Source organism: Ensifer sp. PDNC004 (genome assembly GCF_016919405.1).
Classification (GTDB): domain Bacteria; phylum Pseudomonadota; class Alphaproteobacteria; order Rhizobiales; family Rhizobiaceae; genus Ensifer.
Genome location: NZ_CP070353.1, coordinates 816,401 through 830,939, shown reverse-complemented (window position 1 = coordinate 830,939; position 14,539 = coordinate 816,401). Strand labels below are relative to the sequence as shown.

Genomic DNA, 14,539 nt, shown 5'->3' with positions numbered 1-14,539 from the left:
AGAACTCCCAAGGAAAGACCATGACCAAACCCGCTTCCCCCTTCCTGCCGATGGAATATTCCGACGAGGTCGCAGCCGCCAAGGCGCGTGGCGCGCCGATCGTGGCGCTGGAGTCGACCATCATCACCCATGGCATGCCCTACCCGGGCAACCTGAACATGGCCCGCAGCGTTGAAGCGATCATCCGCGAGCAGGGTGCCGTGCCGGCGACCATCGCGGTCATCCATGGCGTACTGCATATCGGCCTTGACGACGCCAAGCTCGAAGAACTGGCGAAGACCCAGGGCGCGATGAAGGTCTCGCGCGCCGACCTCGCCTTCGCGATCGCCGAGCGCCGCACCGGCGCGACGACCGTTGCCGCGACGATGATTGCCGCTGCCCGCGCCGGCATCCGGGTCTTTGCGACCGGCGGCATCGGCGGTGTGCACCGTGGCGCCGAGCTCTCCTTCGACATCTCGGCCGACCTCGACGAGCTCGCCCGCACCGGCGTCATCGTCGTCTGCGCCGGCGCCAAGGCGATCCTCGACATTCCGAAGACGCTCGAAGTGCTCGAAACCCGCGGCGTTCCTGTCGTCACCTATGACAGCGAAATCTTCCCGGCCTTCTGGTCGCGCGACAGCGGCCTCAAGAGCCCGCTGATGCTGAACAGCCCGGCGGCGATCGCCAACTTCCAGACCATGCGCGAGCAGCTCGGCGTCGAAGGCGGCATGCTGGTCGCCAATCCGGTTCCGGAAGCTGCCGAGATCCCGCGCGAAGAGATGGAAATCTACATCGCCCGCGCGCTCGACAACGCCGAGAACGACGAGATCACCGGCAAGGCGGTCACGCCCTATCTGCTGAGCAACCTCTTCGAAATGACCGAGGGCCGCAGCCTCGAGACCAACATTGCGCTGGTCGAGAATAATGCCCGGCTTGCCGGCGAGATCGCGGTGGCGTTGAACGCGAAGTAATCTCGGACAGTCTTCGACAAACAGAAAAGCCCGGCGATCATTTCGCCGGGCTTTTTCGTGTCCGGAGTTCACCGGGATTACTCAAAAGAGGTTTAGACCGACCAGGCTTAGGAATCGAGCATCTCGCGCACGGCGACGGCCAGTTGCTTCAGCGAGAACGGCTTCGGCAGGAAGCCGAACTTGGCGTCCGCCGGCAGGTTGCGGGCAAAGGCGTCTTCGGCATAGCCCGAGACGAAGATGAACTTCAGGTCCGGATACTTCTTCCTGAGTTCGGTCAGAAGCGTCGGTCCGTCCATTTCCGGCATCACCACGTCGGATACCACGATATCGACGGCGCCGTTGAGCTCGTCCATGATGTCGAGCGCCTCGACGCCGGAGCCGGCCTCATAGACGGTGTATCCGCGCGTTTCCAGCATGCGCTTGCCGCCGCGGCGAACGGCCTCCTCGTCCTCGACGAGCAGCACGACTGCCGAATCGCCGGTGAGATCGGTCGGCTCCTCGTTCTTGACCACGGGAGCCGCTATCGTCTGCACCACCGGCGCAGCAACGGTTCCGGTGCCTGCCTGCACGGGCTCCTCGGGCGCAACCGGCACCTCGATATGGCGCGGCAAGAGGATGCGGAAGGTCGTGCCCTTGCCCACTTCCGATTCCGGATAGATGTAGCCGCCCGACTGCTTGACGATGCCATAAACCATCGACAGGCCGAGACCGGTGCCCTTGCCGACCTCCTTGGTCGTAAAGAACGGCTCGAAGATCTTGTCGAGGATCTCAGGCGCAATACCGGTTCCCTGGTCGGAAACTTCGACCATCACGAAGTCTTCGTCCGGCAGTTCGCGCCGTCCGAAGGCCGAGACCTCCTCCGCCGGCAGATTGCGGGTGCGAAGTGTGATGATGCCGCCTTGGGGCATCGCGTCACGCGCGTTGACGGCGAGGTTTAGCAGCACCTGTTCGAACTGGCCGAGATCGGTCCGGACCGGCCAGAGATCGCGGCCATAATCCACCTCGACCTTGACGTTGGTGCCGGTCATGCGGTCGACCAGCATGCGCAGGTCGCCGATGACGTCGGTCATGTTGAGCACCGTCGGCCGCATCGTCTGCTTGCGCGAGAAGGCGAGCAGCTGCCGCACGAGAACCGCGGCGCGGTTGGCGTTGCGCTTGATCTCCATCAGGTCGGCAAAGCTCGGGTCGGCCGGCCGGGCAGACAGGAGCAGGTGGTCGGACGACAGCAGGATCGCTGTCAGCACGTTGTTGAAGTCGTGCGCGATGCCGCCGGCAAGCGTGCCCACCGCGTTCATCTTCTGGGTCTGCGCCATCTGGTTTTCGAGCGCTTTCTGCTCGGTAATCTCCAGCGCGTAGATGATCGCCGCTTCCTCAGGCGCCTGATCGGTCTGGTCGATCACGGCATTGACGTAGAAGCGGAAATGGCGCTCGCCATCGGTGGGGTGCAACGCGTCGATCGGTGCGATGTCGCCCTGCCGGTCCTTGGCGGCCGCAAGCGCATCGTGCAGGCGAAGCTTCTCGGTTTCGTGCACCACGGCATCAATCAGCGCGCCGCGCTCGACATCGTCTTGCGAGACGAGGCCGGAGAACAGCTTCAGGAAAGGCGCATTTGTGCGCAGGATCCGGCCATTGCCGTCGACCGAGGCGATCGCCATCGGCGTGTTGTTGAAGAAGCGGGTAAAGCGCATCGCCGCGCTCGACGCCGACTGGTCGCTGTCCTCGCCGCCCTCGCGCGACATGACGATGGTGCGGCTTTCGCCGGGCGCGCCGTCGCGGGTCGAAGAAACGCGGTGGATCATGCGCACCGGAAGGCTCTGGCCGTTCATCTTGCGCAGGTCGAGGTCCAGCATCTTGGTCTTCTTCAGACCCGGCTCCGCCTGAACCGCCTGGACGAGCGTCAGCCCCTCGCCGGCCACCAGATCGCCGATGCTGATCGAGCCCGGCTGGAACTTGGTGAGATCGATCCCGAGCCAGTCGGCGAGCGTGGCGTTGATGTAGAAGATCTCGCCCTTGCGCCCCGCGGAAAAGAAGCCGGCGGGCGCGTGGTCGAGATAGTCGATCGCGTTCTGCAATTCCTTGAAGAAGCGTTCCTGGTCGTCGCGCTCCGCGGTGATGTCGGCGATCTGCCAGAGATAGAGCGGGTTGCGCTCGCTGTCTTCGAGCGGCAGCACCCGCGCCTTCAGCCGGAACCAATGGGCGCCGGAGCCGGTGGCCGCACCGGTCGCGAGCGGCTTCAGCAGGCGGAATTCCTCATGCCCCTGCTTGCCCTCGTGCAGGCCGTTGGTCAGCCGGTAGATCGCTTCCGTCGCCTCGCGATTGCGCGACAGGATGGTTTCGAGCGATTGGATGCCGGCAGCGTTTCTGGCACCCGTCAACGCGCCATAGGCGGCGTTGGCATAGATGATCCGGCCCTTGCGGTCGGTCACGATCGTGCCGTCCTCATGCGCATCGAGGAAGGCGCGCGCCAGTTCGTCCGGGCGCGACTGCGGCATCACCTCGATGAAGCCAATGACCGAGGATACCAGAAAGAAGATGCCGACCATGGCGAGAACGCCTAGGATGCCGAGCACGATCTCGTTTTCCATCTGGTTCCGGAAGATCACGAAGGCGATGGCGGACACGGTGAGGACGATCGCGAGCAGCACGATCCGCAGCACGGTTCCGGGCCTGACGCCACGGTCAACAACCGGCATCTGGTAGTCGCCTGACTGCCGCAATTTCGTCATCGGGTCCTCTTACGCGGCCGGCACCGCGCGCGGGCGCGGCCCAGCCCTTCCGGCCGGCATCCGCTCAAACCGCCGGGCAAAATCGGCCATTGCCGACACGCCCTCGATCATTCGGACAAGAATCATCTTTAACAATCAGAGATAACAGCAAAAAGCACCTGTGCGGAAGCATTCGAGCCAATTCACAGGGAATGTCGGCGAAGTGCTTGTCCGAGCCCGAAAAAAGCCGTCAAATACTGCCACTCGAAAGGCAGAAGGAGTTCAGCCTATGATGGAAACGATCATCGCCGACAACGGCAGCCGGTTCGTTGTCGCCGCTGCAGCGGTCGCGATCGGACTTTTGTGCCTCGTGGCCGTACTCTGGATCATGCGCAACCGCCCTTCCTCGCCCTTCATCCGCGGCGGCAAGAACCGCCAGCCGCGTCTGGCCGTGCTCGACGCCGCCGCCGTGGATACCCGGCGCCGCCTCGTGCTGGTACGCCGTGATGATGTCGAGCACCTGATCATGATCGGCGGGCCGACGGATATCGTCATCGAAAGCCGGATCGTCACCGGCGGCGACGAGCGTCCGGCCGAACGCCCCGCTGTCATCGAACGCAAGGTCGCCGAACCGATGGCTGAAAGCCGTCCGGTCGTCAGGGAACCCCTTCAACAGCCCGCGCCGTCGATGCAGGCCGAACCCGTCGTCGCAACCCCGGTTCGCCCCATCACCCGGACCGAGGAACAGCCGGTCGCCCGCGTCGAGCCTGTGGCGCCGATGCGCGTTGCGGCCGAGCAGCGCCGGGTGGCCGCACCTGCCCTTGCGGCAGAGCAGCGCCCTCTTGCCCGCTCCGTCGCCCAAGCGGCACCCGAGATCCCGTCCGTTGCCGCCGGCGCACCCCCTTCGGTGAACGTCGATGCGCCGATGAGCCGTCCGGTCGCCATGGCCCAGACCGTGCAGCCGCAGCCCATTCAGGCGCAGCCAGCCCAGCAGCTTCAGCGCCCCGCACCGATCATCCAGTCTCAGCCGCAGCCGGCTCCAACAGCCGCCCTTTCCGACTTCGAGCGCCTCCTCGACGCCGAGATCACCGGCGACCTGCAGCGCCTCGGCCCGGCGACATCCGTCACTCCGGAAAACCGTGCATCGCTTCAATCCGGCCGTCAGGAGCCAACCCTCGGCGCGCCGGGCGCCGATGGCGGTCACAAGGAGCCGACGATCGAAGAAGAGATGAACCGCATGCTGGCCGACATCTCCGCCGGGCGTAAGCCCTGATTGCGCATTGGCCCGACGGCGACGTCGGGCATCGCGACAACGCGGGATACTGTCTGAGGCCAGATACTGAAGCGAAAATCCGCTTCGTTTCTTCGCAAGAAATTCGGCATAACGGAAAAAGGCGCGGTTTGACCCGCGCCTTTTTTCAGACTGCTACGAAAGCCCGAAAGCTTATTCGTCCCGGTAGACCTTTTCCCGCCGCTCGTGGCGCTCCTGCGCCTCGATCGAGAGGGTTGCGATCGGACGGGCGTCCAGTCGCTTCAGGCCGATCGGCTCGCCTGTTTCTTCACAGTAGCCGTAGGTGCCTTCGTCGAGCCGCTGCAACGCCGCATCGATCTTGGAGATCAGCTTGCGCTGGCGGTCCCTGGCTCTGAGCTCGATTGCCCGGTCAGTTTCGGAAGAAGCCCTGTCTGCGAGATCCGGATGATTGGCGCTCTCCTCTGCCAAGTGATCCAGTGTCTCGCGTGCCTCGCGAAGGATGTCATTTTTCCAAGCGTTCAACTTGGCCCGGAAATACGCCCGGTGGTTGGCATTCATGAATTCTTCGTCCTCGGAAAGGACGAAGGTACTAAGATCGATCTTCTCACTCAACGCGATTCTCCTGAAGAACATCTCATTGCGGCGGTGTATAGACCTATGGAAGCCGTGATTCAAGCCTCGGAACAGACACTCAACCGTATTTTAATATTGCTCGCGTTGCAGGCTAACTGACGAATATTTCATCAAAATTACACATCGGATCTTGATTTCCGACTTGCGCCCACCGACGACACCGCCTCTGCTCGCTGAAAAGTGACAATGATGTGTTTGCGTCATTTGATCGTCCATTCGCGACCGCGGCAAAGCGCAGCACCCGACAGTCCTCGAAAAAATCACGGCGGCCAGCTTGATCTTTACGGTCCGGCCGGGGAAAGGTGACGGTCTGCCGGCCGACACGAAAGCCGACAAAATTCTACCCTGTCGCTGCAACCGGCAGGCAACGCCGGAACCATTCGATGCAAGACAGCGCCCCCAAGGCTCTCCGCCTCTACCTTCTGCGGCACGCCCGTTCCGGCTGGGCGCTTCCGGGCCAGCGCGATTTCGATCGATCGCTGGACGAGGTCGGCTACATCGATGCGGAGCGGCTTGCCCAGACGGCCGCCGACCAGGGCATTCGCCCCGACCGCATCCTCTGTTCGACGGCCGTGCGTTGCCGCGAAACGGCCGAGCCATTCTTCCGCACGGTCAGCGAAGATCTGGATATCCGCTACATCGATGCGCTCTATTCCGGTCCGACGAGCGTCTATCTCGACCTCATCGACGCCCACCGGCATGTAAACGCGCTGATGCTCGTCGGCCACAACCCGATGATCGAACAGTTGCTGTGCAGTCTGGTCGGAGACGATGCCGCCCGGGAGGCGCTTCCCGACGGCTATCCGCCGGCGGGGCTGGCCATCCTGGATCTGGCTGCTGTCGGCGATGCCGCCTCCGCCCGCCTGGTGTCGCTGCTGCTGCCGACACCATAACGGCGTAAGAAGAAATGCCGCGTGCGCGTTGCGGCGCCGCAATTAGTGCCTATATCGCGGAGGCAGCCTGCAGCCGATCGCCATTTCGCAGGCTCGCCGATCCGAACGATCCCGGGAAACACGCCGCAAGAAAGACCAAGACTTGGCGCCTAACCTGACCAGCTTCAAAGACGACGCGCTGATCGCGCTCGACAATCTCACCGACCGCGCCTCCGGCCTCGTCAACCCTTCGATCCGGCTCGGCGTAACGGGCCTTTCCCGTGCGGGAAAGACCGTCTTCATCTCGTCGCTGGTGCACAACCTGCTGAACGGTGGGCGCCTGCCGGTGTTCGAGCCGGTGCGTTCGGGCCGCGTCTCCAAGGTCAGGCTCGAGCCGCAGCCCGACGATGCCGTGCCGCGCTTCCAGTATGAAGACCATATCGCCGCCCTCGTGCGCGATCGCATCTGGCCGGACTCCACGCGTGCCATCTCGCAGCTGCGCATTACCCTTGAATATGAGAGCGCCAGCGGCTGGAACCGGCTGTTTTCGCCGGGCCGGCTGTCGCTCGACATCGTCGACTATCCCGGCGAATGGCTGCTCGACCTGCCCCTGCTCGCGCAGGACTTCCGCGCGTTCAGCAACAATTCCGTGGCGCGCGCCCGTGCACCTGGCCGCGCGAAGCTGTCGGCCGAGTGGTTGACGCTCGCCGCGTCGGCCGGATCCACGGCGACCGCCGACGAGGCCAGCGCCCGTCGGCTCGCCGAGAGCTTCACCGGCTATCTCCGAGCCTGCAAGGCGGACGAACGCTCGCCCTCGACCCTGCCGCCCGGACGGTTTCTGATGCCGGGCGACCTCGAAGGTTCGCCGGCGCTCACTTTTTCGCCGCTTCCGGATCTGCCCGAGGGCCGCGCGCCGAAAGGTTCGCTCTGGGCGATGATGGAGCGGCGCTACGAAGCCTATAAGAAACATGTCGTCAGCCCGTTCTTTCGTGAGCATTTCGCGCGCCTCGACCGGCAGATCGTGCTGATCGATGCGCTGCAGGCGATCAACAACGGGCCGGAGGCGCTGCTCGATCTCGAGCAGGCCCTGGCGGACGTGCTTGCCTGCTTCCGTCCGGGGACCAACAGCTGGCTCTCCTCCCTGCTGACGCGTCGGATCGACAAGGTGCTGATCGCCGCAACCAAGGCGGATCACCTGCATCACGAAAGCCACGACCGGCTGGAGCGCATCGCTGCGCGCCTCGTCGACCGCGCTGCCGAAAGCATCGGGTTGAGCGGTGCCGGCCTCGAGGTCATGGCGCTCGCATCGGTCAGGGCCACCCGCGAAGCGACCGTCAACCACGATGGCCATGCCCTGCCGGTCATCGTCGGCACGCCAATCGCAGGCGAGAAGATCAACGGCGAAATCTTCGATGGAGAAAAGAAAACTGCTATATTTCCCGGTGACTTGCCGGCAGATCCTGAAGTTCTTTTCAAGACGATGGAGACCCGGTCCGGCGCGACCACCTATATCGAGAGCGCTCATCCGCTGCCGGACTTGAGCTTCGTTCGCTTCCGTCCGCCACATCTTGAGGAAACCGGCGGCGGCTTGAAACTGTCGGTGCCGCATATCCGCCTCGACCGGGCCATGCAATTCCTGTTCGGAGACCGGCTCGCATGAGTGACGACAGCAACGGCCGCAGCCGCCGTCCCGGTGCCTTTTCTGTTGGCGAAGACAAGCCCGCCGAGGCAGCGCCGCAGATGCGCACGCGGCGCGCGCCTGCGAGCTTCGACGACAACGTGGTGCTGACACCCGATGCGGAAGACCCGTTCCGCGAAACCACGCTTGCGGTCGAAGCCCTCGCCTTGCCCGAAGCAAGTCCTCGCAAACGCCGGCTGTCGGTCGGTAAGATCGCAACCGGCGCGCTCGGTATCATCCTCTCGCTTGCGGCAGGCCTCTGGGTCGATCGCCTGCTGCGCGACCTCTTCGCGCGCGCCGATTGGCTCGGCTACTCCGCGCTTGCCGTCGTCGCGATCGGGCTGCTGGCGTTGCTGATCGTTGTTGGCCGCGAGCTTTCAGGGCTGATGCAGCTCACGGCGATCCAGAAGCTGAAAGCGGAAACGGAGGCGGCCGCGACTTCGGCGATTGCGAAACCGGCGCGCGCAGCGCAGGCGAAGCTCGTGCACCTGCTGGCCGGCAATCCGCGAACGGCGCGCGGGCGCACACGGTTGAAGGAGAGCGAAGGCGAGATCATCGACGGTCCGCACGTGATCGAGCTCACCGAGCGCGAATTGCTGAGCCCACTCGACCGCGAGGCGCGGCGCCTTATTCTCGCGGCATCCAAGCGCGTGTCGATCGTCACGGCGGTCAGTCCGCGGGCGCTCGTCGACCTCGGTTATGTCCTTTACGAGTCCGCCCGCCTGATCCGCGCCATGGCCGAACTCTACGGCGGCCGTCCCGGCACGCTCGGCCTGTTGCGGCTGATGCGCGACGTCATCGCCCATCTGGCCGTCACCGGCTCGATCGCGGCTGGCGACAGTCTCATCCAGCAGGTGCTCGGCCACGGGCTGGCCTCGAAGCTCTCGGCGCGCCTTGGCGAAGGCGTCATCAACGGCCTGATGACGGCACGCATCGGCATCGCCGCCATGGACCTCTGCCGTCCCATGCCGTTTCGAGCGTTGAAACGTCCGGGTATCGGTGACTTTCTCTCCGACCTCAGCCCCGGCGCCGGGCGCGTTCTTGGCGACAACGGCGAGAAGTAAGCTTGCTCTGACAATAGCCTGAACGTTTGCAAGCGAATCGCAACCGGGCTCTCCCGCTCGCGAGCATGCTTCGTGCAGTGCCGACAGCTGTTCGATTGCAAGCGCATGCTAAGGCAGGCAATCACCAGGCCACGAAAGCGTGTGAACAACTGGTTTTCGGGCCGCGATCAGCCCCGATATCCGCCAGACAGAAACCTCCCATTAACCATTTGCGCGCAAATGTGGCATCCAGTTTCGGACGTTGACTCATCAAGGATCGTTTATGTTCTCGCGCCCTTCTTTGATCGCTCGCGGCGCTGCCGCCTTTGCGCTGGCAGCCACCGTCGGCCTTGCGACACCGGCTTTTTCCGGCGCCAAGGACAAGGTCTTCTTCGAGAAGGTCGCCGGCCAGTGGAAAGGCCCGGGCGAGATCGTCGCCGGCAAATACAAGGGCACCAAGTTCACTTGCGACCTCTCGGGCGAACCGGTCGCGGGCGATGAGACCGGCATCAAGCTCGACGGCTTCTGCCGCGTCGGCGTGTTCAAGCAGCCGATGTCGGCGCTGATCACTCAGAAGGGAAACACTTACACCGGCAAGTTCCTCGATGGCGCCGAGGGCAAGGGTCTGGATATCATTTCCGGCAATGTCGCCAAGGACAAGGTCGTCGTCGGCATCAACCGCAAGAAGCTGAACGGTGCCATGATCGCCCGCCTGCAGGACGACCAGACGATGAACATCACCATTTCGGTCAAGGTCGAAGAGACGATGGTGCCGGTCATCGGCGTCAGCCTCAATCGCCAGATCGACGCGATCGCCGTCGGCTCGATCAAGTAACGTCAAACACCCGATCAAACGACAAAGCCCCGGCGTAGACCGGGGCTTTGTCGTTTGTGGATTGCGTTGCGGTCCTGTTCAGGCGCCTGCGCGCCACCAGCCCATGTGATCGTCGGCAACCTCGATGCCAGCGACGTCAGCCTGTTGCAGCCAGTCGCCGACCGACCGGCCGCCAAGGGTCATGTCGGCCGCAAAGTCGGCAAGCGGCATCAGCACGAAGCCGCGCTCGGTCATCCTTGGATGCGGCAGCTCCAGCCGCCCGCCCGATTGCGCCACACCTTGGAAGGTCAGTACATCGATGTCGAGCGTGCGCGGCCCCCAGCGCTCGTCGCGCACCCGCTTCATCGACCGTTCGATTTCAAGGCAGGCGTCGAGCAGGGCTTCGGGCGTGAGCGTCGTCTCGACCTTGGCGCAGGCATTGTAGAACCAGGCCTGGTCCGTCTTGCCCCAGGGTGGCGTGCGGTAAAGTCGTGAGACCGCCTCGACCACGCAATCGTCGCGGGCATCGAGCAACCGAAGCGCTTCGGCCATCGCCTTGCGCGGGTCGCCGAGATTGCCTCCAAGCCCGAGCGTTGCCACTCGCCAAGTCACCTCAGACGACATGCTCGACCGTCACTTCGACATAATCGAGCACGCCTGGAACCGGCGCATTCGGCTTACGGATCGAAACCTTGGCGCGCTTGATCTGCGGAAAACGCACGCAGAGCGTCTTGGCCACTTCCAGCGCCAGCGCCTCGATCAGGTAGCGGCGGCGGCCGGTGACGATGCGCTCGATTTCCTGGAAGGCGATGCCGTAATGCACTGTGTCTTCAATCGAGTCGTCGACCAGGGCCGTTCCCTGCTCGACTTCAAGCTCGGCGTCGACGAAAAAGCGCTGACCGAGAAGCTCCTCCTCGTCGAAGACGCCGTGGCGCGCGAAGAAGGCGCAGTTTTTGAGGGTGATGATATAGGTCGCGCTCATGCTTCTCAGTCCCATCGGCTTTCTTGGATCGCGATGATTGCGCGGTCGAGCCGTTCCGCAGTCATGCGCGTGATTGGTAGTCACAGGTTCAGGCGGAATGCGGGCGAGTAAGTCTCACCTCGCTCTGGCGTGTAGCATAGCATCGGCCATTGCCAGTGCATCCTTGCTGTTTGCGACATCGTGTACGCGGAAAATCGCGGCGCCGGCAACGCGCAAAAGCGCCGTCGTTGCAGCAGTCGCCATGTCGCGATCGGCCGCCTCGCGGCCGCTGACCGCACCGACGAAGCGCTTGCGCGAGGTTCCGACCAGGAACGGCAGTTCAAAACGGTGCAACTCTGCAAAGCGCGCCATCAGTTCCAGGTTCTCGTCCGTGTCCTTGGCAAAGCCGAAGCCCGGATCGAGGATAATGCGATCCCGCTCCACGCCGGCCGCAGCCGCGATCTCGAGCGACCGGTCGAGAAACTCAAACTGGTCGGCGATCACGTTAGCGAGTTTTTCACGGCCCCGGCCGGTATGCATGATGCAGATGCCGGCGCCGGTCTTGGCGGCGACCGTGGCAATGTCGGGTTCGCGCTGAAGGCCGTGCACGTCGTTGACGATATGCGCGCCTGCATCAACCGCAAGCTGGGCAGTCGAGGCTCTGTAAGTGTCGACGGAAATCAGCGCATCGGTATCGCGGGCAAGCGCTGCGATCACCGGCAGGATCCGCGCCTGTTCCTCCTCGGCGCTGACGGGCGCGGCATCGGGCCGCGTGGATTCACCGCCGATATCGAGGATCAAGGCGCCCTCCTCCAGGCAGCGCACTCCTTGTGCCACCGCCGCAACGGCATCGATGAAACGGCCACCATCGGAAAAAGAATCCGGGGTAACATTGACGATCGCCATCAAAACGCCACGCGGCCCCAGTTCGAGGCTGCGTCCGTGCGCCAGCTTCCAGCTAAATTTCTGAAATGGATTGTAAGTCATTTTCCCTCACCATCCGCATACGGCCGGGAGCCATCGTTTTGCTGTTGCGCCGGCGCTGGCTATGCCCCAAGCTTGATTGAAGTTCAACCGAAGAGAACCACGCATTGATGTCCCGAGTACGCGTCCCGTTCAAAGTCGCCCTTCTTGCTCTCCTGGTTGCCGCCCCGTTTGGCACGGCCTCGGGCGAAACCGTGGTGAACAAGAGCTTCTCCTATTTTTCGATCGGCGGCCGGACTGCGGAAGAACTGGACAAGGCACTCTCGGCGAGCGGCCCGATGATGAAGTCGACCGGCGCCCGGCATCCCGGCGCCACCCGCATCAAGTTCGGCGGCTCGATCACCTATGTCAGCCGCAACGGACGCTGCGCCGTCGGCTCGGCCCGCGTCACGCTGAACACGCGCATCATTCTGCCCAAATGGAAATACCGCCGCCAGGCCGGACGTGACCTCGCCCTCGTGTGGGACACGCTGTCGAGCGACATCAAGCGCCACGAGGAGCGCCACGCCGAAATCGCCCGCAATCACGCCCGGCGGATGGAAAAGATGTTCCTGGCGCTGAAGCCGCAGGACACGTGCGAAGAAATGCAGGAAAGTGTCGCCCGCGCCAGCGCGACCGCGATCGAGGCACATGACAAGGATCAGGCCCGCTTCGACCGCACCGAAGCCGCCAACTTCGACAAGCGCATGATCCGTCTTCTGCAATACAGGCTGGAAACGCTGAAGAAAGCGCAACAGTAGATAGCAGGGCCGGAACCCCGAAGAAGAGCCTGACTATAGTCGCGGCTCGAGCCATTTCAGCGGCAATACCCACAGTATTTTATTGGTGAAATATAACGATGGCTGCCGGCCGGCGACTCATCTATATTCAAACCATGGAGAGAGGGGCCGGGACAAAGACTAGCCCCACAAATTGAATAGGTTATGCGCGACGCGATTGCGGCGCGAAAAGCTTAGATGTTGCCTTTACTTTGACTTGCGCAACGTTGTTCACTTGAAAAGAAAAAGAAGAAATCGAACAGCGGAGCCGGAACGGGTTCTCCTGGCGTGTCTTGGTGCAGCAGATGTTCCCTCCCTCATCTGTATGCGATGCGCCCTCCTCGCCTCGCTTGTCCAACGACCGGCGAGGCGCTTTTTTTTGTGCGGAGGTCTGAAAGACGGGGCGTGAAACGCAGGCCTTAGGCCTGGCGCTCCGGCACGTGCACGACGAGACCGTCAAGCGCATCGCTCATCTTGATCTGACAGGAAAGCCGCGACGTCGGGCGGACGTCGTAGGCGAAGTCCAGCATGTCTTCTTCCATCGCTTCCGGAGCGCCGACGACCTGGGCCCAGGCATCGTCGACATAGACATGACAGGTCGCACAGGCGCAGGCTCCGCCGCATTCGGCTTCGATGCCGGGAACCGAATTGCGAACGGCGTTTTCCATGACCGTCGAGCCGTTTTCGACATCAAGTTCATGGCGCGCGCCATCAAAGGCAACGATGTTAAGTTTTGTCATGTCTCTTTCCGGAATGAACTGGTGGATTGGCCGGGCGCAGGCCTGTTGAGAAGGAACGCCGCGGGCGCAAATTCAGGGAAAGTTCTTCCAACAAATCGGCCGGCCAGTCAACAACGGCCGTCATTGCGTGCATCGCCGCGGATAGCGCCAGTAGCAATTAACGCCGGCACGAGGCCTCTTATGCGAGGCGCGGGCATCGTTCGGCAGACAGGGGCCGGGAACGCGCCCCCTGTCTGCTCGGGGGAGCCGCTAGCGGCAGAGCTTCAGAATGAAGAGCTCCGCTTCGAGCACCGCCGTTGCGAGCTGGTCGCAGTGCGAGGCTTCGGCCGGATTGTGCTCGATCGCACCGGCAACGCTTGCAACATCGACGGCACCCACCGCCAGGGCTGCGCCCTTCAGCCGGTGGGCTGCCTGGGCGCGGGGCGTGCCCTCGCCCTCTACAATTTCCTTCAAGACCTGGCGCGCCTGGCGCGCAAAGAGTTGCAGCACTTCGATTTCGAGCGCCTTGTCACCCATCGTCTGCACGGCGAGGTGCGCAAGGTCGATCGGCTTTTTGCCTGACGCAGAAGAGTTTCCCGGACTGTCCGGGGCTTCAAAGGCAATCCTGAGGGCCGCCATGAGCCAATTTCCCTATTGTTTGTTTGATGTTGGCCTGTTTTCGGCATCGCTTCACACGCGAGCGGTGCCGCCGCCCGCACGATTGAGACTTCCATCTTCGGCGGGCTCCGGCACCTATTGGCTCAAATCCGGGCGCAATATAGGCAGTATTTTGGGAAAATGGTTAACGTCCGTTAAACTCTCTGATTTCCTTATCTTTTTCGGCTTTCAGGTCCGTATTGCATTAAGATTTCATTAGGATTTTAATCAACCCCAAGCGCTCTTAATTGTAAGAACCCAGCTAATGTGTCACTACGATACGCTTAGGAACGGACCCGCGTACGAAAATGGCAACCGTTCCGGTGGATAAGCTCGACGCGTGGTCCCATTCGGCCACAAATGCGACTATCCGTCGAGGCAATGCAGTGGGTGATCAGTAGGGTATTGCGTAGATCTGATGCGCGTATCTTGCCGTCACCGCCCATGAGGAAGAGACCCTGCCCGATAACGGGCCAGAGGCGCTTTCCGTTCTGGGCAAAAGGTAATGAGGCG

14 protein-coding genes are annotated in these 14,539 nt (G+C 62.8%); 7 read left to right on the top strand and 7 right to left on the bottom strand.

Features of this window, described 5'->3' with window-relative positions; translation table 11 throughout:
• Nucleotides 1-20 precede the first annotated feature (20 nt).
• Entirely contained in the window at nucleotides 21-950 is a 930-nt protein-coding gene (locus tag JVX98_RS11990) for a pseudouridine-5'-phosphate glycosidase (protein WP_043614584.1), read from the top strand.
• Between the two features lie 107 nt (nucleotides 951-1,057).
• Here the strand turns inward: JVX98_RS11990 and cckA are convergent, their stop codons facing one another.
• Nucleotides 1,058-3,676, bottom strand: a complete 2,619-nt coding sequence (gene cckA, locus JVX98_RS11985; protein ID WP_205238722.1) for a cell cycle histidine kinase CckA — start codon at nucleotides 3,674-3,676, stop codon at nucleotides 1,058-1,060.
• A 268-nt stretch (nucleotides 3,677-3,944) separates the two neighbouring features.
• Here cckA and JVX98_RS11980 point away from each other — a divergent pair, with 268 nt between their 5' ends.
• The gene (locus tag JVX98_RS11980) at nucleotides 3,945-4,928 is read left to right on the top strand and encodes a flagellar biosynthetic protein FliO (RefSeq protein ID WP_205238721.1); all 984 of its coding nucleotides are present in this window, start codon (nucleotides 3,945-3,947) and stop codon (nucleotides 4,926-4,928) included.
• Between the two features lie 171 nt (nucleotides 4,929-5,099).
• Here JVX98_RS11980 and dksA read toward each other — a convergent pair whose 3' ends face one another.
• Nucleotides 5,100-5,519, bottom strand: coding sequence for an RNA polymerase-binding protein DksA (gene dksA, locus JVX98_RS11975; RefSeq protein ID WP_043614592.1), 420 nt, complete (start codon nucleotides 5,517-5,519; stop codon nucleotides 5,100-5,102).
• 404 nt (nucleotides 5,520-5,923) lie between these two features.
• Here dksA and JVX98_RS11970 point away from each other — a divergent pair, with 404 nt between their 5' ends.
• The 4 genes from JVX98_RS11970 to JVX98_RS11955 all read left to right on the top strand — a co-directional run bounded on the left by JVX98_RS11970 (nucleotide 5,924) and on the right by JVX98_RS11955 (nucleotide 9,968).
• Nucleotides 5,924-6,433 (top strand): histidine phosphatase family protein, encoded by a 510-nt coding sequence (locus JVX98_RS11970; protein ID WP_205238720.1) that lies wholly within the window; start codon nucleotides 5,924-5,926, stop codon nucleotides 6,431-6,433.
• Nucleotides 6,434-6,575: 142 nt separating this feature from the next.
• Nucleotides 6,576-8,072, top strand: a complete 1,497-nt coding sequence (locus JVX98_RS11965; RefSeq protein ID WP_205238719.1) for a YcjX family protein — start codon at nucleotides 6,576-6,578, stop codon at nucleotides 8,070-8,072.
• The gene (locus tag JVX98_RS11960) at nucleotides 8,069-9,154 is read left to right on the top strand and encodes a YcjF family protein (RefSeq protein WP_192446235.1); all 1,086 of its coding nucleotides are present in this window, start codon (nucleotides 8,069-8,071) and stop codon (nucleotides 9,152-9,154) included. The genes JVX98_RS11965 and JVX98_RS11960 overlap by 4 nt, the downstream gene beginning before the upstream one ends.
• Nucleotides 9,155-9,416: 262 nt before the next feature.
• The gene (locus JVX98_RS11955; RefSeq protein WP_043624541.1) at nucleotides 9,417-9,968 is read left to right on the top strand and encodes a hypothetical protein; all 552 of its coding nucleotides are present in this window, start codon (nucleotides 9,417-9,419) and stop codon (nucleotides 9,966-9,968) included.
• A gap of 78 nt (nucleotides 9,969-10,046) precedes the next feature.
• Here the strand turns inward: JVX98_RS11955 and folK are convergent, their stop codons facing one another.
• The 3 genes from folK to folP form a co-directional block, all read right to left on the bottom strand.
• Nucleotides 10,047-10,571: a 2-amino-4-hydroxy-6-hydroxymethyldihydropteridine diphosphokinase gene (folK, locus tag JVX98_RS11950; protein ID WP_205238718.1), complete on the bottom strand. Its 525-nt coding sequence runs from the start codon at nucleotides 10,569-10,571 to the stop codon at nucleotides 10,047-10,049.
• Nucleotides 10,561-10,929: a dihydroneopterin aldolase gene (folB, locus tag JVX98_RS11945; RefSeq protein WP_034794609.1), complete on the bottom strand. Its 369-nt coding sequence runs from the start codon at nucleotides 10,927-10,929 to the stop codon at nucleotides 10,561-10,563. The genes folK and folB overlap by 11 nt, the downstream gene beginning before the upstream one ends.
• Nucleotides 10,930-11,043: 114 nt before the next feature.
• Nucleotides 11,044-11,895, bottom strand: a complete 852-nt coding sequence (folP, locus tag JVX98_RS11940; RefSeq protein WP_192446237.1) for a dihydropteroate synthase — start codon at nucleotides 11,893-11,895, stop codon at nucleotides 11,044-11,046.
• A 107-nt stretch (nucleotides 11,896-12,002) separates the two neighbouring features.
• On the opposite strand from folP, the gene JVX98_RS11935 reads away from it, so the two are divergent.
• On the top strand, nucleotides 12,003-12,632 hold the full coding sequence (locus JVX98_RS11935; protein WP_043624550.1) for a DUF922 domain-containing Zn-dependent protease: 630 nt from the start codon (nucleotides 12,003-12,005) through the stop codon (nucleotides 12,630-12,632).
• 437 nt (nucleotides 12,633-13,069) lie between these two features.
• On the opposite strand, the gene JVX98_RS11930 is transcribed toward JVX98_RS11935, so the two are convergent.
• Both JVX98_RS11930 and JVX98_RS11925 read right to left on the bottom strand, forming a co-directional pair.
• The gene (locus JVX98_RS11930; RefSeq protein WP_043624554.1) at nucleotides 13,070-13,390 is read right to left on the bottom strand and encodes a 2Fe-2S iron-sulfur cluster-binding protein; all 321 of its coding nucleotides are present in this window, start codon (nucleotides 13,388-13,390) and stop codon (nucleotides 13,070-13,072) included.
• A 249-nt stretch (nucleotides 13,391-13,639) separates the two neighbouring features.
• A complete protein-coding gene (locus JVX98_RS11925; protein WP_205238717.1) occupies nucleotides 13,640-14,008 on the bottom strand; it encodes an Hpt domain-containing protein in 369 nt (122 codons plus the stop codon).
• Between the last annotated feature and the right edge of the window lie 531 nt (nucleotides 14,009-14,539).